The following is a 21,231-nucleotide window of genomic DNA, read 5'->3' as shown; positions in this document are numbered from 1 at the left end:
CAGTTACCTTTCATTTCCCTTTCAATGCGGCAGCAACGTTACAGGATGTGATATGCGTCTCTTATTAGCCGAGGATAACCGTGAGCTGGCTCACTGGCTGGAAAAAGCGCTGGTGCAGGGCGGTTTTGCTGTGGATTGCGTCGCTGACGGGCGTGCGGCCGACCATCTGCTGCAAAGCGAGCAATATGCGCTGGCGGTGCTGGATATCGGTATGCCGGGGTACGATGGCCTTGAAGTGGTCCAGCGGCTGCGCAAGCGCGGGCAGACTCTGCCGGTGCTGTTGCTGACCGCCCGCAGCGCGGTAGCGGACCGGGTGAAAGGTTTAAATGCCGGCGCGGATGACTATTTACCCAAGCCCTTTGAGCTGGAAGAGCTTGACGCCCGCCTGCGGGCGCTGCTCCGGCGCAGCGAAGGGCAGGTGCATGAGGTGCAGCAGCTTGGTGAGCTGGCGTATTGTGACGAAGGCTATTTTTTACTCCGTGGCCAGATGCTGTCTTTGACGCCGCGTGAGCTGGCGTTATTGAAGGTGCTGATGTTTCGCCGCACCCGCCCGGTTTCGCGCCAGCAGTTATTCGAACAGGTGTTCAGTCTCAGCGACGACGTCAGTCCGGAAAGCATCGAACTCTATATTCACCGTCTGCGCAAGAAACTTCAGGCGAGCAATGTGCGTATAACCACCCTGCGCGGGTTAGGCTATCTGCTTGAGTGCGAGCGCCATGAGATGGGGTAAGCCGCAATCGCTCTATGCCCAACTATTGCTGTTTCTCGGCCTGCCGCTGGTTCTGCTGTGGGGACTCTCCGCGTTTAATAGCTACGTCAGCGCGCTGCAGGCGGCGACGCAAGCCTACGATCGTACCCTGCTGTCGTCGGCGCGGACGGTGGCCGAGCGGCTGGTGGTGCGCGGAGGGCAACTGGAGGTGAATGTGCCTTGGGTGGTGCTGGACAGCTTCGAGCTCAACATGAACGATCGCCTCTATTACAAGGTGCTTGACCCGCAGGGGAAGGTCATTTCCGGCTATGACGATCTGCCCGCGATGCCGCCCTCCACCTCGCGAACTCAGCTCTATCCGGCGCTGGCATGGTTTTATCATACCGAATATCGCGGTCAGGCAATTCGCGTGGCGCGCCTGCTGCAGCCCATCAACGAAGGGGGCATCGTGGGCATGGCGGAGATCTATATTGCCGAAACGCTGCAGTCCCGCCGTTGGCTGGCTGGACAATTACTCTTCTCATCCTGGGTGTCGCAGGGCTTACTGGTCCTGTTGACGCTGGTGCTGGCAGCCTGGCTGCTGCGCCGCGTGCTGCGGCCCATGCGCCAGCTCTCCGCGCTGATGGTGCGCCGTGAACCTGGCCTGCTGACGCCGCTGCCGGAGCTGCTGCCCTGGTCAGAAACGCGGCTGCTGATTGTCGCGTTCAACCGCTATATCGACCGCCTGCGGGTGATGATCTCCCGCCAGGAGCGCTTCAGCGCCGATGCGTCCCATCAGCTGAAAACCCCGCTGGCGGTGCTGAAAACGCAGGCTTCGGTTGCGCTGGCCAGCGACGATCCGCAATTGTGGCGCGAAAGCCTGCAGGCGATGCGCGCCACGCTGGACGATACGGTCTTGTTAACGGAGCGGTTGCTGCAGCTGGCGACGGTAAAACAGCGGGAGCAGGCGTTTGCGGTGATTAACTTGCCGGAAATTGTGCGCAACAGCTGCTTTTCGCGTATTGCGCAAGCGCGGAGCAAACATATCGATCTTGGCTATGAGGGCGAGCAGTCGGCGGTACAGGTGGCAGGCGATAGCGTTCTGCTGGGGGAACTGTGCGCTAACCTGCTCGACAATGCCATTCGCTATACCCCGGAATATGGTACGGTCACGCTTAGCCTGCATCGCGACGGCGACGCCGTGCTGCTCAGCGTGGAAGACAGCGGCCCGGGAATTGACGACCAGAAGGTACACCAGGCGCTGATGCCGTTTCGCCGCCTCGATAACGCGGGCGCGATACCCGGCGCCGGGCTGGGGCTGGCGCTGGTAAACGATATCGCGCGTCTGCATCGTAGCCACCTGCAGCTTTCGCGCAGCGAAAGCCTGGGCGGACTGAAGGCGACGCTGCGCCTGCCGACCGTGGCGTCAGAGTAGCCCCTTCATGCTCAGGGTGAGGCGGGTAGCGGCGTTGAGATCGTAGTTTTTAAGCTCATCCGCTTTCACCCAGGCGTAATCGTCAAACTCCTCGTTGATCGTCACGTCACGATTGGCGCTGACGCAGTCGAAGATCAGATAGATCATATAGATCGTTTCCTGGCGCCCGTCGGGATAGGTTTTCACGCGGGTATCGTCGCGGAAGCTCCATGGCGTGATACGGGTCAACTGCAGTTTTTCGCCAAGCTCCTCGCGGACTTCGCGTCGCAGCGCCTCTTCGATACGTTCCCCTGGCTTCACGCCGCCGCCGGCCAGCGCCCACTGTCCGGGAAAAACCCCGCGGTCGGCAGCCATCTTGCACAACAGGTAATGGCCATCATTTTGGATTAGCGGGCAAACAATCGTCCTTTGACGCATGGTTTTTCTCCTTCAGGGGATAGGGCGGTAGGCTGATGAAACAGTTTGCGAGCCGCCTCGGTAAATCGCAACAGAAATAAAGCCCTGGCCTTGTCGAGTGCTACGTTAAGCGAAAATAACCGTATGGAGCACCGCCATGGAAAGGGCGACGAATTCCCACTCGCCGCGCCGATCGTGCGGTGTGCCCCTTTTAACGTCAATGTATTTGGCGTAAATCATATTAAACATCAATATGAATGACGCTGAATTCCCGACGCCCGCACCGGCAACGTCCGATGCCGTAAAAAGACGCAACTGGTTACACTCTTGTGAAAAATCATTTCGCCAGGTCATTGATTCCTGACGAGTGCGCAGTAGAATTTTCGAGTTTTTTCGGGACTTCTTTGATTTTAATTTTCTGGATAGAGTAAATAATGAAAAAAAGCATTTTTATGGCGCTGGCTGGCGTCATGCTGGTTTCTTCGGCGGCCCATGCGATCAGCGTTACCGGCGAAGCAGGCGAGCATTACACCAACCTTGGGGTCGGCTTCGGCACCGAGTCCACCGGTCTGGCTGTTTCGGGTAACTGGTTGCACAGCGATAACGACGGCGACGCCGCGGGTTTAGGCCTGGGCCTGAATATTCCGCTGGGGCCGTTCCTCGCGACCGTGGGCGGTAAAGGGGTATACACCAACCCGAAACAGGGTGATGAAGGCTATGCGGCAGCGGTCGGCGGCGGCCTGCAGTGGAAAATCGGCGACAGCTTCCGTCTGTATGGCGACTACTACTACTCTCCGGATTCACTCTCCAGCGGTATTGACAGCTATCAGGAAGCCAACGTTGGCGCCAGCTGGACCATTATGCGTCCGCTCAGCATCCAGGCGGGCTATCGCTATCTGAACCTGGCGGGTAAAGATGGCAACCGCGATAACACCATCGCCGACGGCCCGTACATCGGCGCCAGCGCCAGCTTCTAATCTCCTCCGGCGCGGTCTCTTCTTGCCGCGCCAGATTTTCCTCCTCGTCAGCATCCCGCTTTGCGTTATAGTATTTGCCACCTGGCAGGCAAGGAGTGAGCAATGTTGAATGTGGAAATGCTGTCCACTGGCGATGAAGTGTTGCATGGTCAAATCGTTGACACCAATGCAGCATGGCTGGCGGATTTCTTTTTTAATCAGGGTTTACCGTTAACGCGCCGTCATACCGTCGGCGACGATCTCGATGCGCTGGTGGCGATTCTGCGCGAACGCAGCGAACAGGCGGATGTGCTGATCGTCAATGGCGGCCTCGGCCCCACCAGCGACGACCTGAGCGCGCTGGCCGCGGCCACCGCGAAAGGCGAAGGGCTTATTTTGCATCCGGAGTGGCTGGATACCATGACCCGCTTCTTTGCCGAACGTGGGCGGCCGATGGCGGAAAGCAACCGTAAGCAGGCGGAAATCCCCGCCAGCGCCGAGATGATCAATAACCCGGTGGGCACGGCCTGCGGCTTTGCCATCCAGCTCAATCGCTGCCTGATGTTTTTCACCCCCGGCGTACCTTCTGAATTTAAAGTGATGGTCGAGCAGGAGATTTTACCGCGTCTGCGCCAGCGCTTTACGCTGCCGGAGCCGCCGGTATGCCTGCGTCTGACCACCTTTGGCCGCTCGGAGAGCGAGCTGGCGCAAAGCCTTAATCCGCTGACGTTACCGCCTGGCGTCGTGATGGGCTACCGCTCGTCGATGCCGATCATTGAGCTGAAGCTGACCGGACCGGCTGAGCAGCGTGACGCCATGCTGGCTCTGTGGCCGGAAGTGCGTAAAGTGGCTGGCGACAGCCTGATTTTCGAAGGCACAGAAGGGTTACCGGCGCAGATTGCGCGCTGCCTGCAGGAGCGGCAGCTGAGCCTGACGCTCAGCGAGCAGTTTACCGGCGGTCTGCTGGCGCTCCAGCTGTCCCGCGCCGGCGCGCCGCTGCTGGCCAGCGAAGTGGTCCCGGCGCAGGAGGAGACGCTGGCGCAGGCGGCCCGCTGGGCGGCCGAGCGGCGCATAAACCATTTTGCCGGCCTGGCCCTGGCGGTGAGCGGCCAGGAGAACGATCATCTTAACGTGGCCCTGGCCACCCCGGACGGCACCTTCGCGCTGCGGGTGAAGTTCAGCGTCACCCGCCACAGCCTGGCGGTACGTCAGGAAGTCTGCGCCATGATGGCATTAAACCTGCTGCGTCGCTGGCTGAATGGCCAACCGCTGGCCAGCGAACATGGCTGGATTAACGTGGTGGATTCCCTCTCGCTGTAAGTCGTTTCCCGGCGCACGGGCTTCTCCCTGGCGCCGGTTGTCCAGCCTGTTGTACTCTCCTGAAAAAATTCTGTGCGTTAAGTCGCAATTTTCCGCTGCGAACGGTCCAGCATACGGGAAAGCGATTGCCCCGCGATGTCGCTCACACTTTACCGCCCGGACAACCGCAACACTGATTCCAGTATTCAGGATTGGAGTCCAGTATGTTGGAATCAACGAAAGTCCCGGCGCTGACCCGCGCGATTGAGATCCTCAATTTAATTGGCCGCATCGGACCCTGCAGCGCGGCGACGATAATAGCGGAGCTGGGGATCCCGAAAAGCACGGTTTATCTGCTGCTGGGCGAGCTGAAAAAGCAGCGCTTCATCAGTATGGATAATCAGGATAACTACTGCCTGTGGACCAAACTGGTGGAGCTGGCCGGGCAGGCGCTAAGCAAAATGGACCTGCGCGAGCTGGCGCGGCCACGCCTGACCCGGCTGATGGATGAGTGCGGCCTGCTCTGCCATCTGGGCATTATCGATCACGGTAACGCCTACTACATTCTGAAAATTGAATCACCCGCCACCATTAGCGTGCGTTCGCACGAAGGAAAGAGCCTGTCGCTTTACCGCTCCGGGATCGGCAAATGTTTGCTGGCCTGGCAGCCCGCCGGGGTTCAGGCATCCATTATCGATGAACTGCAGTGGGAGCGGGCTACGCCAACGACCATCAGCAATGCTCAACAGCTGCGGGAGGAGCTGCGGCGGATCCGCGCCCGGGGCTGGAGCTTTGATAATGGCGAGGACTACCCGGATGTGCGCTGCGTGGCCGCCCCGGTTTTTAACGCCAATAACGACCTGACCGCCGCCATCTCGGTGGTGGGCACCCGTCTGCAAATCAATGAAGACAATCGCGATTATCTGGCCGGTAAGGCGATTGCCTGCGCGAAAGATATTTCACGACTGCTGGGGTGGAAAAGCCCCTTCGAACAACTCGCCTCATCATAAGGAGAACACCATGACCCTACCGAAAATTAAACATGTCCGTGCCTGGTTTACCGGCGGCGCCACGGCAGAGCAGGGCGCCGGCGGCGGCGATTACCACGATCAGGGGGCTAACCACTGGATTGACGATCATATCGCTACCCCGATGAGCAAATATAAACAGTATGAGCAGTCCCGCCAGTCGTTTGGCATCAACGTGCTGGGCACGCTGATTGTGGAAGTGGAGGCTGACAACGGGCAGACCGGCTTTGCCGTGTCGACGGCCGGAGAGATGGGCTGCTTTATCGTCGAAAAACATCTCAACCGCTTTATCGAAGGCAAATGCGTCAGCGATATCAAACTGAGCCATGACCAGATGCTCAACGCCACCCTCTACTACGCAGGATCCGGCGGTCTGGTGATGAACACTATCTCCTGTGTCGACCTCGCGCTGTGGGATCTGTTCGGGAAAGTGGTTGGCCTGCCGGTCTACAAACTGCTGGGCGGAGCGGTGCGTGACGAAATCCAGTTCTATGCTACCGGCGCTCGTCCGGATCTGGCGCAGGAGATGGGCTTTATCGGCGGCAAAATGCCCACCCACTGGGGGCCGCACGATGGCGACGCCGGGATCCGCAAAGACGTCGCCATGGTGGCGGACATGCGCGAAAAATGCGGCCCGGATTTCTGGTTAATGCTGGACTGCTGGATGAGCCAGGACGTTAACTATGCCACCAAACTTGCCCATGCCTGCGCCCCTTACAACCTCAAGTGGATCGAGGAGTGCCTGCCGCCGCAGCAGTATGAAGGCTATCGCGAGCTGAAGCGCCAGGCGCCCGCCGGGATGATGGTGACCAGCGGCGAGCACCACGGCACCCTGCAGTCCTTCCGCACCCTGTCGGAGACCGGGATTGATATTATGCAGCCCGACGTCGGCTGGTGCGGCGGCTTAACCACGCTGGTGGAGATAGCGGCTATTGCTAAAGCGCGCGGGCAGCTGGTGGTGCCGCACGGCTCGTCGGTGTACTCACATCATGCGGTGATCACCTTCACCAACACGCCGTTCAGCGAGTTTCTGATGACCAGTCCGGACTGCGCCACGCTGCGTCCGCAGTTCGACCCGATCCTGCTCGGCGAGCCGGTGCCTGAGAGGGGGCGCATTCATAAATCGGTACTGGATAAACCCGGTTTTGGCGTCGAACTCAATCGCGACTGCAACCTGAAACGTCCTTATCAACACTGATCCCCCGGGCCGCCCGGCGGCCCACGCCTGAGGATATTATGATGAGCAACACACTGCTGGAGAGCGTGGTGAAGAAAAACCGCGCCCGCTTAATCCCCTTTATGCTGGCGCTGTACGTGCTGGCGTTTCTTGACCGTTCGAATATCGGTTTCGCCAAAGAGACCTACCAGCTGGATACGGGCCTCAGCAACGAAGCCTATGCGCTGGGGGCGGGGATTTTCTTTGTGGTCTATGCCTTTCTCGGGGTACCGGCCAACCTGCTGATGCGCAAATTCGGCGCCAGAAAATGGATCGGCTGCACCACGCTGCTGTGGGGCGTGCTGTCGGCGGCGATGGCGTGGGCGGATACGGAAGCGAAATTCCTGCTGGTACGCACCCTGCTGGGCGCGGCGGAGGCGGGCTTCTTCCCCGGCATGATCTACCTCACTTCACAGTGGTTTCCCCAGCAAAACCGCGCCAGCATTATGGGGCTTTTTTATATGGGGGCGCCGCTGGCGCTGACGCTCGGTTCGCCTTTATCCGGCGCGCTGCTGGAGATGCATGGGTTTATGGGCCATCCCGGCTGGTTCTGGATGTTTGTGATTGAAGGCCTGCTTGCTGTCGCCGCGGGAGCGTTCACCTTCTTCTGGCTGGACGATTCGCCGCAGCATGCCCGCTTCCTGAGCGCTGCGGAGAAACAGGCGCTGATCGGCGAGCTGGCGCGAGAGGAGGAGAAAAAGGTCACCTCGCGCCTGTCCGATGCGCTGCGTAACGGGCGGGTCTGGCAGCTGGCGCTGATTTACATGACCATTCAGGTGGCGGTCTATGGCCTGATTTTCTTCCTGCCTACTCAGGTCGCCGCGCTGTTGGGCACCAAAGTCGGCTTCATTGCGTCGGTGGTGACGGCTATCCCATGGGTGGCGGCGCTGTTCGGCACCTGGCTTATCCCTCGCTACTCCGATCGCACCGGCGAGCGGCGCAATATTGCCGCGCTGACGCTGCTGGCGGCAGCGGTCGGGATTGCGGTTTCCGGACTGGTGGCGCCGGTGCTGGCTATCATCGCGCTGTGCGTGGCGGCGGTTGGGGTGATTGCCGTGCAGCCGGTCTTCTGGACGATGCCGACGCAGCTGCTCTCCGGCACGGCGCTGGCCGCCGGGATTGGCTTCGTTAACCTGTTTGGCGCCATCGGCGGCTTTCTGGCGCCAATCGTTCGCGTGCAGGCCGAAACGCTGTTCGCCAGCAGCGCCGCCGGATTGTTAACCCTGGCCGGTGTGGCCATCGTCGGGGTGATCATCATCTTCTCATTAAGCCTCACCCGCGCGGTTCCTCAGCGCGGCAGCGTACAGCATTGATTAAAGGAATCGCTATGAACGCACTATTATCTAACCCCTTCAAAAGTGGATTATTACGCGGTGAGACGCAAATTGGCCTGTGGCTGAGCTCGACCTCCTCCTATATGGCGGAGATTGCCGCCACCTCAGGATATGACTGGCTGCTGATCGACGGCGAGCATGCCCCGAACACCATTCAGGACCTTTATCATCAGCTCCAGGCCATCGCTCCCTATGCCAGTCAGCCGGTGATCCGACCGGTGGAGGGCAGCCGCAGTCTGATAAAACAGGTGCTGGATATTGGCGCCAGAACGTTGCTGGTGCCGATGGTCGATACCGCCGAGCAGGCGCGGGAAGTCGTCTCGGCAACCCGTTATCCTCCCGTCGGTAGCCGCGGCGTGGGCGCCGGCGTGGCCCGGGCGGCACGCTGGGGCAGAGTGGAGAATTATATGGCGGAGGCGAATGACGAGCTCTGTCTGCTGATTCAGGTAGAGAGCCGAACCGCGCTGGAAAATCTGGACGCTATCCTCGAGGTGGAGGGCATTGACGGGGTGTTTATCGGTCCGGCGGATCTCTCCGCTTCGCTGGGGCACCCGGACGATGCCGGCCATCCTGACGTGCAGCGGGTGATTGAGCAGAGCATCCGGCGCATTCGCGCGGCGGGTAAAGCGGCCGGATTTCTGGCGGTCGACCCGGCGATGGCGGAAAAATGTCTCGCCTGGGGGGCCAATTTCGTCGCCGTCGGGGTCGATACCATGCTCTACACCGAGGCGCTGGACCGCCGGCTGGCGATGTTTAAATCCGCCAGCGCTCAGCCGCAGGGGAAAGCGAGCTATTGACGGCGCAGGCTGGCGCCGGACTCAGACGAGCGCCTGCGCCAGCACCGTCAGCGGATGTTCGCAGCGTTTGCTGGTGGACATCTCAATCTGCCATTTGCAGGTCTCGCAGTCGGTGACGACGATGTCGGCTCCGCTCTCCTCAATCTGACGGAACAGCGGGGCGCCGATAGCCTGGGATACCGCGTAATTCTCAGTCTTAAAGCCGTAGGTGCCGGCGATGCCGCAGCACTGGGAATCCAGCACCTCCAGCTGCAGGCCGGGGATCAGCCGTAGCAGTTCGAGGGTATACAGCGACCAGCCCATTTTCTCCATATGGCACGGGGTGTGATAGACCACCTTCAGCGGCAGCCGGCGCAGCGGCAGCGTTTTGCCACTATCCAGTTGTTTCCAGATCCAGCGAGTGGCCAGTTCCACCCGGTCGCGGAGGTCGCTGTTGTCAACATCCAGGAGGTGAGGGTATTCATCGCGCAGGGTAAAGGTGCAGGTCGAAGAGGTGGCAATGATCGGCAGCGCGTTTTCCCGCATCGCGGCGACGTTGCTCAGCGCCTGCTTACGCGCTTTGTCAAAAAAGCCGTTGGCGATCAGCGGCACGCCGCAGCATTTTTCCCTTGATAACAACTGCACGCCGGTGCCCAGCGCATTGACGACGCGAATCAGGTCCTTGCCCAGCTGCGGGTGGTTATAGTTGACGTAGCAACCATGAAAGAAGGCCACCTGCTCAGGGTACTGCGTCTGGTGGGCCGCGAGCTGGCGGTAAGCGCGGCGGAAGGTACCGAAGCCATATTTCGGCAGCGTGCGGCGATGATCGATATGGAGCGCTGCGTCGAACAGGCGGCGTACCGGTTTTAAGCCGGTGGTGGCATTAACCAGTGGGGCAAAGGGGGTGGAAAGGGTGCCCATCAGGTCGGTATGGCTGAGGATGGCGTCGCGCAGGGTCGGCTTTTGCTGGCCGTACTGTGCCCGGGCGCGTTGAATGATATCGCCAATTTTCACATCCGACGGGCAGGCCACCTCACAGCGCTTGCAGTTGATGCAGTACTTGAGCGCCTCATCGTAAAGCGCGCCATCCTTCAGGCGGAGGCGTTCGCCATCCGGCCCCGCCTGTTTCGGCCCGGGATAACGCGGATTGACCCGGCTTACCGGACAGGTGGTGGTACAGACCGTGCACTTAATGCAGCTTTCAAAACGGGTATCGTTCATGGCCGGCCTCCGGCAAGAGCGTGGATCTGTCTGGCGGCGTGCAGCGCGGTGACGGCACAGACCCCGCCGCCGCAGCCGAGCTGAATGGCATCGAACCCGCCGAGCAGCGAACCGATGGCGAACAGATTGCTGAACGGCTGCCCGCCCAGCAGGGGACGCAGCAGGGCATCGGTTTTCACCCCGAAGCGCTGCCACGGCTGGGAGGCAAAGAAGTCCCGCTGGTACCAGTCGTCGCGCGGCAGGGTCTGTTGCAGATCGAGACCAAGAATGGGTTCGCGCACGCTCTCCCGCGTGGCGACAAGACCGTTGCTGAAAAAGCTGCCGCTGGCCAGCACGGTAAAACGCGGACGCAGCGCAATATCGCCGTGATTTCGCGTCCAGACGGCCTCGACGGCGCCCTGTCGATGGCTGATGTTCACCACTTCATCGCCGGCAAGCCAGGTGCCGCCGCCGCGAATAAACTGCCGCTGCAGCAGACTGTGCAGGCGCATCCCGGGAACCGAAGGCGGCAGCGTTGGCAGCAGACGCAGCGGGCAGGGCAGGCGCGCCTGCAGCCAGTGGTACAGGCGATCGTCGGCTAGACCAAAGCAGGCGGGCATGATCAGCAGCTCATGCTGCTGCGCCAGCGGCAGCAGCGCCGCGTGCAGGGCAGGCCAGTGGTTTTCATCGTCGAGGAGGCGGGCGATATTGGCGGCGCGAAATTCGGTGGGGTTGTCACGCAACACATCCAGCAGCGGTAACTCGATTTCCGCCGCCACGGCGGTAACGCCGGTTTGCCCGAGCGCGGCGGCGGCGAGATGCGGCTGAAAATCGGCAAAGCCGCTGATCCCCACCAGGCAGACCCCTTGTCGGGGGAGTGGCGCGACAGGCACCTCCTGCGGCGATAGCCACGCCGCGCGCAGCGTCCCCAGCGGCGTTACTCGCCGGTGCGGGTGGTGCGCGTCGCCCTGCATCACCGCCCCGCAGGTGGTCAGCAGGGCTTCAGTCTGTTTAGCGTATTCGAGCACCGCCCCGGCCCCGAGCCGGGAATAAGGGTGCTCAGGAAGCAGTTCAGCGAGCTGCTGCAGACCTTGCGCGAGGTCAGTGACGTTATCGCCGTTCGGCAGCGCCGAGAGCAGATCTAACGACGCGGAGGAAAAATGCAGCGCGCTTTGCCCGCGGCTGATGATAACGCTGCGCAGGCCGGACTGATTCAGCGTCAGGCCGCACAGCAGACCGGCCAGTCCGCCGCCGATAATCGCGCAGTCAAATTTCATCCTGATGCTCCTGTGGCAGTCCGCACAGGCCGAGGTAGACCCAGCGGGTGAATTCGCTTTCGCGCAGCGCGTCGCCCCAGGCGATGGGCTGCACGCCCTTCCAGCGTTCATTGAGAAACGCCGACAGCTGGGCCAACGACTGCGCGGGGGTGGTGACGTTAAAGCGCTGCAGCAGCCCGGCGGCGCGGCAGGCGCAGAGTTCCCCCTGGCAGGTCCCCATGCCAATCCGGGTACGGCGGCGCAGGTCGAGCAGGGTGTTAACCGCCAGATTTTCCACCGCGTATTTCACTTCACCAGCGGTGACGGCTTCGCATTCGCAGACCAGGCTACGGTGCTGGCGGCTGTCGCCAAGCCAGGCCGGAGTGCGATCGCCATGGCGGTAGACGGCAGAGCCGCGCAGCGGGCCAGGCAGGGAGATAATTTTTCGCAGGGTGCTTTCCGTCGGCTCCTGTGAGCCGGGCAGCGGGCTCTCGGCCGTGGTACAGGGGGTGGTGTTGCCCAGCTTACGACAGACGGCGTCGGTGGCCCACTCGGCCATCAGGCGATAGGTCATCAGCTTGCCGCCGGTGATGGTAATGAAGCCTTCCATGCCGTCACGCTGAGCATGGTCGAGCAGGACGATGCCGCGGCTGACGCTGCGTCCGCTGGGATCGTTGTCGCTGGCCACCAGCGGGCGGACGCCGGAGTAGGCGCGGAGGATCCGGGTGTGGCCCATGACCGGCGCCAGCTTTTCGCCTTCGCGCAGCAGGGTATCGACTTCCGCGGTCGTGACCCGGTTGTCGTCAATTTCATCATAAGGAATATGCATCGAGGTGGTGCCAATCAGCGAGATGGTATCCCCAGGCACCAGAATATCGGCATCGGCCGGCTTACGGCAGCGGTTGATCACCAGGTTGTTAATCCGGTGGTCGAGGATCAACAGCGATCCCTTCGCCGGGAACATGGTGATGCGCAGGTCGGCATATTCCGCAATGCGCTGCCCCCAGATCCCGGCGGCATTAACCACTACCCCGGCGTACAGCGTGCGGGCCTGGTGAAGCTGACTGTCGTATACCTGGACGCCGCAGACGCGATCGCCCTGGCGCAGCAGGCCAGTGACTTCGCAGCCGGTGAGGATCTGCGCGCCGTGTTCGCGGGCGTCGAGCATATTGGCCGCGGTGAGGCGAAACGGGTCAATGGTGCCGTCCGGAACCTGCACCGCCCCCAGCAGCGCCGGGTTGACGGCGGGCTCGCGGCGCAGCGCCTCCTGCGCAGAGAGCGGCGTGGCCTCTATGCCAGCCTGCTGGCAGGCGGCGATAAAGGTCTGCTGATATGCCAGATCGTCTTCAGGCAGGGTTATGAACAGACCGCCGGCTGGTTCGATACAGTGACGGGCGATGCGGCGCAGGATGCGGTTCTCACTGATGCATTCGCGGGCTGATTCGTTGTCAGTCACCGCATAGCGGGCGCCGCTGTGCAGCAGCCCATGATTACGGCCGGTGGCCCCGGTGGCGATATCATGACGCTCAATGAGCAGTGTGCGTAATCCGCGCCGGGCGCAATCGCGGGCGATACCGGCGCCGGTTGCTCCGCCGCCGATGATAATAACCTCGCTATCCAGACGTCCCGTCATCTTCAGCTCCTTTGCTTTCGTTTAACACCATTTAGCCACAGTCTATAAGGTTATTGTTTGATTTCGAGCATATTCGCGCGTTATTTGAGCGTGTTATGTGATTTCGTGCTCACATTGGAACCTTTTGTCATATTTCTGTAACAAATTGTGCGATGTTTCACAGTATCAGCTCTACGTATTGCCTACCATCGCGGCCAGATTCGAAGTTAGTGATTAATCTGGGATTGTTGTCGTGACGTTAGTAAAAAACAGCAAGGGCCACGGAGGCTGATATGTTAAGTATTTTTAAACCCGCCGCGCATAAAGCGCGTTTGCCAGCCGCGGAGATCGACCCGCTCTATCGTCGGTTACGCTGGCAGATTTTTATCGGCATCTTCTTTGGTTATGCCGCTTACTATCTGGTTCGTAAGAACTTTGCCCTGGCGATGCCCTATCTTATCGAGCAGGGTTTCTCCCGCGGCGACCTCGGTTTCGCCCTTTCGGGCATCTCCATTGCCTACGGATTTTCGAAATTCATCATGGGATCGGTCTCTGACCGTTCGAATCCGCGCATTTTCCTGCCGGCGGGGCTGATCCTCGCCGCGCTGGTGATGCTGGTGATGGGCTTCGTACCGTGGGCCACCTCGAGCATCATGATCATGTTCGTGCTGTTGTTCCTCTGCGGCTGGTTCCAGGGGATGGGCTGGCCGCCGTGCGGCCGTACCATGGTCCACTGGTGGTCGCAGAAAGAGCGTGGCGGAATTGTTTCAGTGTGGAACTGCGCGCATAACGTCGGCGGCGGGATCCCGCCGCTGTTGTTCCTGTTGGGTATGGCGTGGTTTAACGACTGGCACGCGGCGCTCTATATGCCGGCGTTCGCCGCTATCCTGCTGGCGATTTTCGCCTTTGCGATGATGCGCGATACTCCGCAATCCTGCGGCCTGCCGCCAATCGAAGAGTATAAAAACGACTATCCGGATGACTATAGCGAAAAGCACGAAGAAGAGCTGACGGCGAAGCAGATCTTTATGCAGTACATTCTGCCGAACAAGCTGCTGTGGTACATCGCGGTCGCCAACGTCTTCGTTTATCTGCTGCGCTACGGCATTCTCGACTGGTCGCCGACCTACCTGAAAGAGGTGAAGCACTTCGCGCTGGATAAATCCTCCTGGGCCTACTTCCTGTACGAGTACGCGGGGATCCCGGGCACCCTGCTGTGCGGCTGGATGTCGGATAAGGTGTTTAAAGGCAACCGCGGCGCCACCGGCGTGTTCTTTATGACCCTGGTGACCATCGCTACCATCGTGTACTGGCTGAACCCGGCGGGTAACCCGGGCGTGGATATGGCCTGTATGATTATTATCGGCTTCCTGATCTACGGCCCGGTGATGCTGATTGGTCTGCATGCGCTGGAGCTGGCGCCGAAGAAAGCTGCCGGTACCGCGGCAGGCTTCACCGGTCTGTTCGGTTATCTCGGCGGCTCCGTGGCCGCGAGCGCCATCGTCGGCTACACCGTCGATTTCTTCGGCTGGGACGGCGGCTTTATGGTAATGATCGGCGGCAGTGTGCTGGCGGTCGTCCTGCTGGTTATCGTGATGCTCGGTGAACGCCGTCATCATCAACAGCTGAAACAAGCCTAAGGAGCGGCGATGAACATGAAACTCACCGCGTTAATGAGCAGCATGATGTTGGTCGGTTCGGCACTGTGCTCCAGTGTCGTCGCGGCAGAAAAAATGGTTATCGCCCACCGGGGCGCCAGCGGTTATCTGCCTGAGCATACCCTGCCGGCGAAAGCGATGGCCTACGCGCAGGGGGCGGATTACCTTGAGCAAGACCTGGTGATGACTAAAGACGACCGGCTGGTGGTGTTGCACGACCATTATCTCGACCGGGTGACCGACGTCGCTCAGCGCTTCCCGCAGCGGGCGCGTCAAGATGGCCGTTTCTATGCCATCGACTTTACCCTGGCCGAGATTAAGTCGCTGAAGTTTACCGAAGGCTTTGAGCCGAAAGATGGCAAGAACGTGCAAACCTACCCCGGGCGTTTCCCGATGGGCAAATCCGATTTCCGCATTCATACCTTTGAAGAGGAGATTGAGTTTGTCCAGGGGCTGAATCATTCCACCGGCAAAAACATCGGTATTTACCCGGAAATCAAAGCGCCGTGGTTCCACCATCAGGAAGGCAAAGATATTGCTGCCAGCACCCTGAAAGTGCTGAAAGAATATGGCTATACCAGCAAGCAGGATAAGGTCTATCTGCAGTGCTTTGACGCCAACGAGCTGAAGCGCATTAAAAATGAACTGGAGCCGAAGATGGGCATGGATCTTAATCTGGTGCAGCTCATCGCCTATACCGACTGGAATGAAACCCAGCAGAAACAGGCCGATGGCCAATGGGTGAACTACAGCTATGACTGGATGTTCAAGCCGGGGGCCATGGCGCAGATTGCACAATACGCCGACGGCATTGGTCCGGATTACCATATGCTGGTGGCGGAAGGCTCAAAGCCGGGGGCGGTGAAGTTGACGGCGATGGTGAAAGAGGCGCACGCCAGCCATCTGCAGGTGCATCCGTACACCGTGCGCGCGGATCAGTTGCCGGAGTACGCGACTAACGTTAATCAGCTCTATGACCTGCTGTATAACCAGGCGGGCGTCGACGGCTTGTTTACCGATTTCCCGGATAAAGCGGTGCAGTTCCTGGACGCGAAACGCTAAAAAGCCGGGTGGCGGTTGCGCCTTACCCGGCGTACGAACTGCGGTTTTGTTGACACGGTTCTCGGCGTGCAACGATTTCGACCCGGGAATAACGTTTGTTCTATGATATTTCCTGGAAGATTGCGCTCCCGATATTTCTTCTGCGTTATGCCTTTCATAGCGCAGGGAGCGCACAGGGGGAGGCCAGTCGCCGCCTCCCCCTGTACCCCTGGGCTCCGGCCAGCAAAATCGCCGCTGCGCGGTCCCTTCGACTTATCCCTGCAGGCTTCGGATCGGGCCGAGGCAGCGTCCAAGCAAAACACGGCCCTCAGCCCGCATCCATGCGGGCTGCCCCGGCCTTCCGGGAACGTCTCAGCGATTTTGAGGCCGTCAACACCGGCAGTTTCAGCAGCCCAGGGCGGCAGTACGTAAACGGCCGGTCCTGGAACAGTAGCTCAGGTAAGCGTAGCGCCACCTGACAAGACTACATCTCGATCTCAATATCGCCTTTCGCCCGGCAGCAGCAGGGCAAAATCTCGCCCGGCTGGATAAAGGCCAGCGGCTCGGTCAGCCAGTCAACCTGGCCGGAGACCAGACGGGTGCGGCAGGAGCCGCAATAGCCTGCGCGGCATTGATACTCGACGTCGATATTATGCGATTCAAGAGCAGCCAACAGGGAAGGGTGTTCATCCTGACACTCAAGGCGAGTGTCAGAGATTTTCAAGAAGATCCGCTTCATTACAGCTGGAAGTTGCTCAGATCGTCGGCATCGACTTCAGAGTCGATCTGGCCGACCAGGTAAGAGCTGACCTCTACTTCCTGCGGCGCCACCTGAACGTTGTCGGAGACCAGCCAGGTGTTGATCCACGGGATCGGGTTGGAGCGGGTCTGGAACGGCAGATCAAGGCCCACCGCCTGCATGCGGATATTGGTGATGTACTCGACGTACTGGCAGAGAATATCTTTGTTCAGGCCAATCATCGAGCCGTCGCGGAACAGGTAGTCCGCCCACTCTTTCTCCTGCTGGGCCGCCAGCACGAACAGATCATAGCACTCCTGTTTGCACTCTTCGGCGATTTCCGCCATTTCCGGATCGTCGCTGCCGGAGCGCAGCAGGTTCAGCATATGTTGAGTGCCGGTCAGGTGCAGCGCTTCATCGCGGGCGATCAGGCGGATAATTTTGGCGTTGCCTTCCATCAGTTTGCGCTCGGCGAAAGCGAAGGAGCAGGCGAAGCTGACGTAGAAGCGGATCGCTTCCAGGGCGTTAACGCTCATCAGGCACAGATAGAGTTTCTTTTTCAGCTCGCGCAGATTGACGGTCACGGTCTTGCCGTTGACGGTGTGGGTGCCTTCGCCCAGCAGGTGCCAGTAGCTGGTCATCTCGATCAGCGAATCGTAATAGTGGGAGATCCCCTCGGCACGCTTCTGGATCTGCTCGTTGGTGACGATATCGTCGAACACGGTCGCCGGATCGTTGACGATGTTGCGGATGATATGGGTGTACGAGCGTGAGTGAATGGTCTCAGAGAAGGCCCAGGTTTCCACCCAGGTCTCCAGCTCCGGGATGGAGATCAGCGGCAGCAGAGCAACGTTCGGGCTGCGGCCCTGGATGGAGTCGAGCAGCGTCTGGTACTTCAGGTTGCTGATGAAAATGTGTTTTTCATGTTCCGGCAGCGCCTGGTAGTCGATGCGATCGCGGGAAACGTCAACCTCTTCCGGGCGCCAGAAGAAGGAGAGCTGCTTTTCAATCAGCTTTTCAAAGATGTCGTATTTTTGCTGATCGTAGCGGGCCACGTTAACCGGCTGGCCAAAAAACATTGGCTCAAGCAACTGATCGTTTTTCGTCTGTGAAAAAGTGGTGTATGCCATTGAAGTGAGTCCTGTTGAACTGTATTGCCCGGCGGGAATGGGTTGGCCGGGCCTACAAAATCGTAGGCCGGGTAAGCGTAGCGCCACCCGGCAAAAATACCTTAGATCTTACAAGCGCCGCTTTCGCAGCCGTCGTCCTGAATGGACGGGGCCAGGTCATCCTGAGCGTCTTCAGCGCCATCACGGGTGTTGTGATAGTACAGCGTTTTGACGCCGAATTTATAGGCGTTGAGCAGGTCTTTCAGCAACTGCTGCATCGGCACTTTTCCGGAAGGGAAGCGCGTCGGATCGTAGTTGGTATTCGCAGAGATCGACTGGTCGATAAACTTCTGCATGATACCCACCAGCTGCAGGTAGCCGTCGTTGTTCGGCATTTCCCACAGCAGCTCGTAGGCGTTCTGCAGGTTTTCGTAGTCCGGCACCACCTGGCGCAGGATCCCATCCTTCGAGGCTTTGATACTCACGTGACCGCGCGGCGGCTCGATGCCATTGGTGGCGTTGGAGATCTGCGACGAGGTCTCGGACGGCATCAGCGCGGAGAGTGTAGAGTTGCGCAGGCCGTGGGTTTTAATGGACTCGCGAAGCGCTTCCCAGTCGTAGTGCAGGGATTCGCTGACGATGCTGTCCAGGTCTTTTTTGTAGGTATCGATCGGCAGGATACCCTGCGCATAGGTGGTTTCGTTGAACCACGGGCAGGCGCCCTGTTCGATAGCCAGCTCGTTGGAGGCCTTCAGCAGATAGTACTGAATCGCTTCGAACGTTTTGTGGGTCAGGTTGTTGGCGCTGCCGTCGGAGTAGCGTTTGCCATGCTTCGCCAGATAGTAAGCGAAGTTGATCACGCCGATGCCCAGCGTACGGCGGCCCATTGCGCCGCGTTTGGCGGCCGGGATGGGGTAATCCTGATAGTCGAGCAGCGCGTCCAGGGCACGCACCGCCAGCACCGCCAGCTCTTCCAGCTCGTCGAGGCTGTCGATAGCCCCGAGGTTGAAGGCCGACAGGGTGCACAGCGCGATTTCACCGTTTTCGTCGTTGACGTCTTCCAGCGGTTTAGTCGGCAGAGCGATCTCCAGGCACAGGTTAGACTGGCGCACCGGGGCGACCACCGGATCGAACGGGCTGTGGGTGTTGCAGTGGTCGACGTTCTGGATGTAGATGCGGCCGGTGGAGGCGCGCTCCTGCATCATCAGCGAGAACAGCTCAACCGCTTTAATGCGCTGCTTGCGAATGCTGTCGTCCTGCTCGTACTGGGTGTACAGGCGCTCAAACTCGTCCTGATCGGCGAAGAAGGCGTCATACAGGCCCGGGACGTCGGAAGGGCTGAACAGGGTAATGTCGCCGCCCTTCAGCAGACGGGTGTACATCAGCTTATTGATCTGCACCCCGTAGTCCATGTGACGAACGCGGTTGGCGTCGGTACCGCGGTTGTTTTTCAGCACCAACAGGCTTTCCACTTCCAGATGCCACATTGGGTAGAAGAGGGTCGCCGCGCCGCCGCGAACGCCGCCCTGCGAGCAGGATTTCACCGCGGTCTGGAAATGTTTGTAGAACGGAATGCAGCCGGTGTGGAAGGCTTCGCCGCCGCGGATCGGGCTGCCCAGCGCGCGAATGCGGCCGGCGTTGATGCCGATGCCGGCGCGCTGGGAAACGTATTTCACGATCGCGCTGGAGGTGGCATTGATGGAATCCAGGCTGTCGCCGCACTCGATCAGCACGCAGGAGCTGAACTGACGGGTCGGGGTACGCACGCCGGACATGATCGGCGTCGGCAGCGAGATTTTAAAGGTCGACACCGCGTCGTAGAAACGCTTGATGTAGTCCAGACGCGTTTCGCGCGGGTAGTTAGAGAACAGGCAGGCAGCCACCAGAATATAAAGGAACTGCGCGCTCTCATAAATTTCGCCGGTGACGCGGTTCTGTACCAGATACTTGCCTTCCAGCTGCTTCACGGCAGCATAGGAGAAGTTCATGTCGCGCCAGTGGTCGAGGAAACCGTCCATCTGCTGGAACTCTTCTTCCGTGTAGTCTTCCAGCAGATGATGATCGTATTTACCCTTCTCGACCATCTTCACCACGTGATCGTAAAGCGCCGGCGGCTCAAACTGGCCGAAGGCTTTTTTACGCAAGTGGAAGATCGCCAGACGCGCGGCGAGGTACTGGTAATCCGGCGCCTCGCGGGAGATCAGGTCCGCAGCGGCTTTAATAATGGTTTCGTGGATGTCCGCGGTTTTAATGCCGTCATAGAACTGGATATGCGAGCGCAGCTCTACTTGGGAAATCGAAACGTTATTCAGTCCTTCTGCCGCCCAATCCAGTACGCGATGGATTTTGTCGAGATTGATGCGCTCGGTGGTCCCGTCGCGCTTTGTCACCAGCAGACTCTGATTCATGTGGATTTTACCTGTCCGTGAAAGAAAATATCCCCCGTTTATCCACAGAAGGCCGTTGTGACTAACTCTGTGGATAAATACTATATGTAGGGGGTTGTCGATAAAAGGAACGCTATATGGTGAGTATTTTAGTAAGGAATCTTTTGAGTACAAGGGTTGATTTTGACGTTAAATTGAGGTTGCGGAAGGGTAATAATCCGCAAGTCCACGTCGCATAAGGCCTGGAGAAGAAGTCAATAAAACAGAAAAAAAAATGAAAATTTGATCGAGTGCTGATTTCTTCATCGGAAGAAATAATCACGCGGCTTGATGCCGCGCAATCATCATAAGCGCAGCTGCTGACGTCACGCTTTTTTGGCGCTGGTATGCAACATATAGTTAACATCAACCCCTGGCGCCAACTTGAAGGTGTTGGTCAACGGATTGTAATGCAGACCGATGATATGCTGCTCTTTCAGAGTAGTCTGATCTACCCAGCCCAGCAGTTCGGCCGGCTTGATAAACTTTTTCACATCATGGGTGCCTTTGGGCACCATCTTCATGACATATTCCGCGCCGACCACCGCCATCAGCCACGCTTTACCGTTGCGGTTGATGGTGGAGAAGAAGACCTGACCGCCAGGCTTCACCAGCCGCGCGCAGGCGTGGACTACCGACTGTGGGTCAGGGACGTGCTCCAGCATTTCCATGCAGGTGACGACATCGTATTGCTGCGCGTGCTTCGCGGCATGTTCCTCAACCGTTTCCTGAACATATTCCACCTGAATACCGCTCTCCAGGGCGTGCAGTTTCGCCACCTGCAGCGGTTCGGCGCCCATGTCCAGTCCGGTGACCGTCGCGCCTTCGCGCGCCATACTCTCGGCGAGGATGCCGCCGCCGCAGCCGACATCGAGGACTTTTTTACCGAACAGGCCGCCTGAGCGTTCGGCGATATAGCCCAGCCGCAGGGGATTAATGCGGTGGAGCGGTTTGAACTCGCCCTCCAGATCCCACCAGCGCGAGGCGACGGCTTCGAATTTGGCGATTTCAGCATGATCGACGTTAGGGGCTACCGACGTTTTTTCGGCATTCATGGGCGCT

General features: G+C 59.4%; 19 protein-coding genes. 10 read left to right on the top strand and 9 right to left on the bottom strand.

Features of this window, described 5'->3' with window-relative positions; all coding sequences use genetic code 11:
* Positions 1 to 52 precede the first annotated feature (52 nt).
* Both tctD and GT756_RS17740 read left to right on the top strand, forming a co-directional pair.
* Positions 53 to 730 carry a transcriptional regulator TctD gene (gene tctD, locus GT756_RS17745; protein ID WP_004201723.1) on the top strand — a complete coding sequence of 226 codons (678 nt, stop codon included), beginning with the start codon at positions 53 to 55 and terminating at the stop codon, positions 728 to 730.
* Entirely contained in the window at positions 717 to 2,123 is a 1,407-nt protein-coding gene (locus GT756_RS17740; protein ID WP_160124972.1) for a sensor histidine kinase, read from the top strand. Before tctD ends, GT756_RS17740 begins: the two co-directional genes overlap by 14 nt.
* On the opposite strand, the gene nudI is transcribed toward GT756_RS17740, so the two are convergent.
* Both nudI and GT756_RS17730 read right to left on the bottom strand, forming a co-directional pair.
* Positions 2,115 to 2,540 (bottom strand): nucleoside triphosphatase NudI, encoded by a 426-nt coding sequence (gene nudI / locus GT756_RS17735; RefSeq protein ID WP_048295238.1) that lies wholly within the window; start codon positions 2,538 to 2,540, stop codon positions 2,115 to 2,117. The two genes, GT756_RS17740 and nudI, sit on opposite strands and share 9 nt — an antisense overlap.
* Before the next feature lie 105 nt (positions 2,541 to 2,645).
* Positions 2,646 to 2,873 carry a hypothetical protein gene (locus GT756_RS17730; RefSeq protein WP_108450940.1) on the bottom strand — a complete coding sequence of 76 codons (228 nt, stop codon included), beginning with the start codon at positions 2,871 to 2,873 and terminating at the stop codon, positions 2,646 to 2,648.
* 80 nt (positions 2,874 to 2,953) lie between these two features.
* Here GT756_RS17730 and GT756_RS17725 point away from each other — a divergent pair, with 80 nt between their 5' ends.
* From GT756_RS17725 to yfaU, 6 genes are all read left to right on the top strand, one after another.
* Complete coding sequence (locus GT756_RS17725; protein WP_004201712.1) at positions 2,954 to 3,496, top strand: YfaZ family outer membrane protein; 543 nt, start codon at positions 2,954 to 2,956, stop codon at positions 3,494 to 3,496.
* Between the two features lie 102 nt (positions 3,497 to 3,598).
* Entirely contained in the window at positions 3,599 to 4,795 is a 1,197-nt protein-coding gene (locus GT756_RS17720; RefSeq protein WP_048325207.1) for a nicotinamide mononucleotide deamidase-related protein YfaY, read from the top strand.
* A gap of 203 nt (positions 4,796 to 4,998) precedes the next feature.
* The gene (locus tag GT756_RS17715) at positions 4,999 to 5,784 is read left to right on the top strand and encodes an IclR family transcriptional regulator (protein WP_048325206.1); all 786 of its coding nucleotides are present in this window, start codon (positions 4,999 to 5,001) and stop codon (positions 5,782 to 5,784) included.
* A gap of 10 nt (positions 5,785 to 5,794) precedes the next feature.
* A complete protein-coding gene (gene rhmD / locus GT756_RS17710) occupies positions 5,795 to 7,000 on the top strand; it encodes an L-rhamnonate dehydratase (RefSeq protein ID WP_064150950.1) in 1,206 nt (401 codons plus the stop codon).
* A 41-nt stretch (positions 7,001 to 7,041) separates the two neighbouring features.
* Positions 7,042 to 8,331, top strand: a complete 1,290-nt coding sequence (locus tag GT756_RS17705) for an MFS transporter (protein WP_004201705.1) — start codon at positions 7,042 to 7,044, stop codon at positions 8,329 to 8,331.
* A gap of 14 nt (positions 8,332 to 8,345) precedes the next feature.
* Positions 8,346 to 9,149 (top strand): 2-keto-3-deoxy-L-rhamnonate aldolase, encoded by an 804-nt coding sequence (yfaU, locus tag GT756_RS17700; protein WP_160124971.1) that lies wholly within the window; start codon positions 8,346 to 8,348, stop codon positions 9,147 to 9,149.
* Positions 9,150 to 9,170: 21 nt separating this feature from the next.
* Here the strand turns inward: yfaU and glpC are convergent, their stop codons facing one another.
* Genes glpC through glpA form a run of 3 tightly spaced genes read right to left on the bottom strand, consistent with a single transcriptional unit; the run spans position 9,171 to position 13,217 of the window.
* Positions 9,171 to 10,349, bottom strand: coding sequence for an anaerobic glycerol-3-phosphate dehydrogenase subunit GlpC (gene glpC, locus GT756_RS17695; RefSeq protein WP_160124970.1), 1,179 nt, complete (start codon positions 10,347 to 10,349; stop codon positions 9,171 to 9,173).
* The gene (glpB, locus tag GT756_RS17690; RefSeq protein WP_048295233.1) at positions 10,346 to 11,605 is read right to left on the bottom strand and encodes a glycerol-3-phosphate dehydrogenase subunit GlpB; all 1,260 of its coding nucleotides are present in this window, start codon (positions 11,603 to 11,605) and stop codon (positions 10,346 to 10,348) included. Before glpB ends, glpC begins: the two co-directional genes overlap by 4 nt.
* Positions 11,595 to 13,217, bottom strand: a complete 1,623-nt coding sequence (gene glpA, locus GT756_RS17685) for an anaerobic glycerol-3-phosphate dehydrogenase subunit A (RefSeq protein WP_040181368.1) — start codon at positions 13,215 to 13,217, stop codon at positions 11,595 to 11,597. The genes glpB and glpA overlap by 11 nt, the downstream gene beginning before the upstream one ends.
* 272 nt (positions 13,218 to 13,489) lie before the next feature.
* Between glpA and glpT the strand changes: the two genes are divergently transcribed.
* Both glpT and glpQ read left to right on the top strand, forming a co-directional pair.
* Positions 13,490 to 14,836, top strand: coding sequence for a glycerol-3-phosphate transporter (glpT, locus tag GT756_RS17680; protein WP_023318769.1), 1,347 nt, complete (start codon positions 13,490 to 13,492; stop codon positions 14,834 to 14,836).
* Positions 14,837 to 14,845: 9 nt separating this feature from the next.
* Entirely contained in the window at positions 14,846 to 15,916 is a 1,071-nt protein-coding gene (gene glpQ, locus GT756_RS17675; RefSeq protein WP_065878332.1) for a glycerophosphodiester phosphodiesterase, read from the top strand.
* A 463-nt stretch (positions 15,917 to 16,379) separates the two neighbouring features.
* On the opposite strand, the gene yfaE is transcribed toward glpQ, so the two are convergent.
* The 4 genes from yfaE to ubiG form a co-directional block, all read right to left on the bottom strand.
* On the bottom strand, positions 16,380 to 16,634 hold the full coding sequence (gene yfaE, locus GT756_RS17670) for a class I ribonucleotide reductase maintenance protein YfaE (RefSeq protein WP_004201692.1): 255 nt from the start codon (positions 16,632 to 16,634) through the stop codon (positions 16,380 to 16,382).
* The gene (nrdB, locus tag GT756_RS17665) at positions 16,634 to 17,764 is read right to left on the bottom strand and encodes a class Ia ribonucleoside-diphosphate reductase subunit beta (RefSeq protein WP_004140835.1); all 1,131 of its coding nucleotides are present in this window, start codon (positions 17,762 to 17,764) and stop codon (positions 16,634 to 16,636) included. The genes yfaE and nrdB overlap by 1 nt, the downstream gene beginning before the upstream one ends.
* A 101-nt stretch (positions 17,765 to 17,865) precedes the next feature.
* Entirely contained in the window at positions 17,866 to 20,151 is a 2,286-nt protein-coding gene (nrdA, locus tag GT756_RS17660) for a class 1a ribonucleoside-diphosphate reductase subunit alpha (RefSeq protein ID WP_043520274.1), read from the bottom strand.
* Between the two features lie 344 nt (positions 20,152 to 20,495).
* Positions 20,496 to 21,224 (bottom strand): bifunctional 2-polyprenyl-6-hydroxyphenol methylase/3-demethylubiquinol 3-O-methyltransferase UbiG, encoded by a 729-nt coding sequence (ubiG, locus tag GT756_RS17655; RefSeq protein WP_004201690.1) that lies wholly within the window; start codon positions 21,222 to 21,224, stop codon positions 20,496 to 20,498.
* Between the last annotated feature and the right edge of the window lie 7 nt (positions 21,225 to 21,231).

The sequence above is a fragment of the Klebsiella sp. Q2 genome (genome assembly GCF_009900705.1).
Classification (GTDB): Bacteria; Pseudomonadota; Gammaproteobacteria; order Enterobacterales; family Enterobacteriaceae; genus Klebsiella; species Klebsiella quasipneumoniae.
This window is presented reverse-complemented; position numbering and strand designations above follow the sequence as displayed.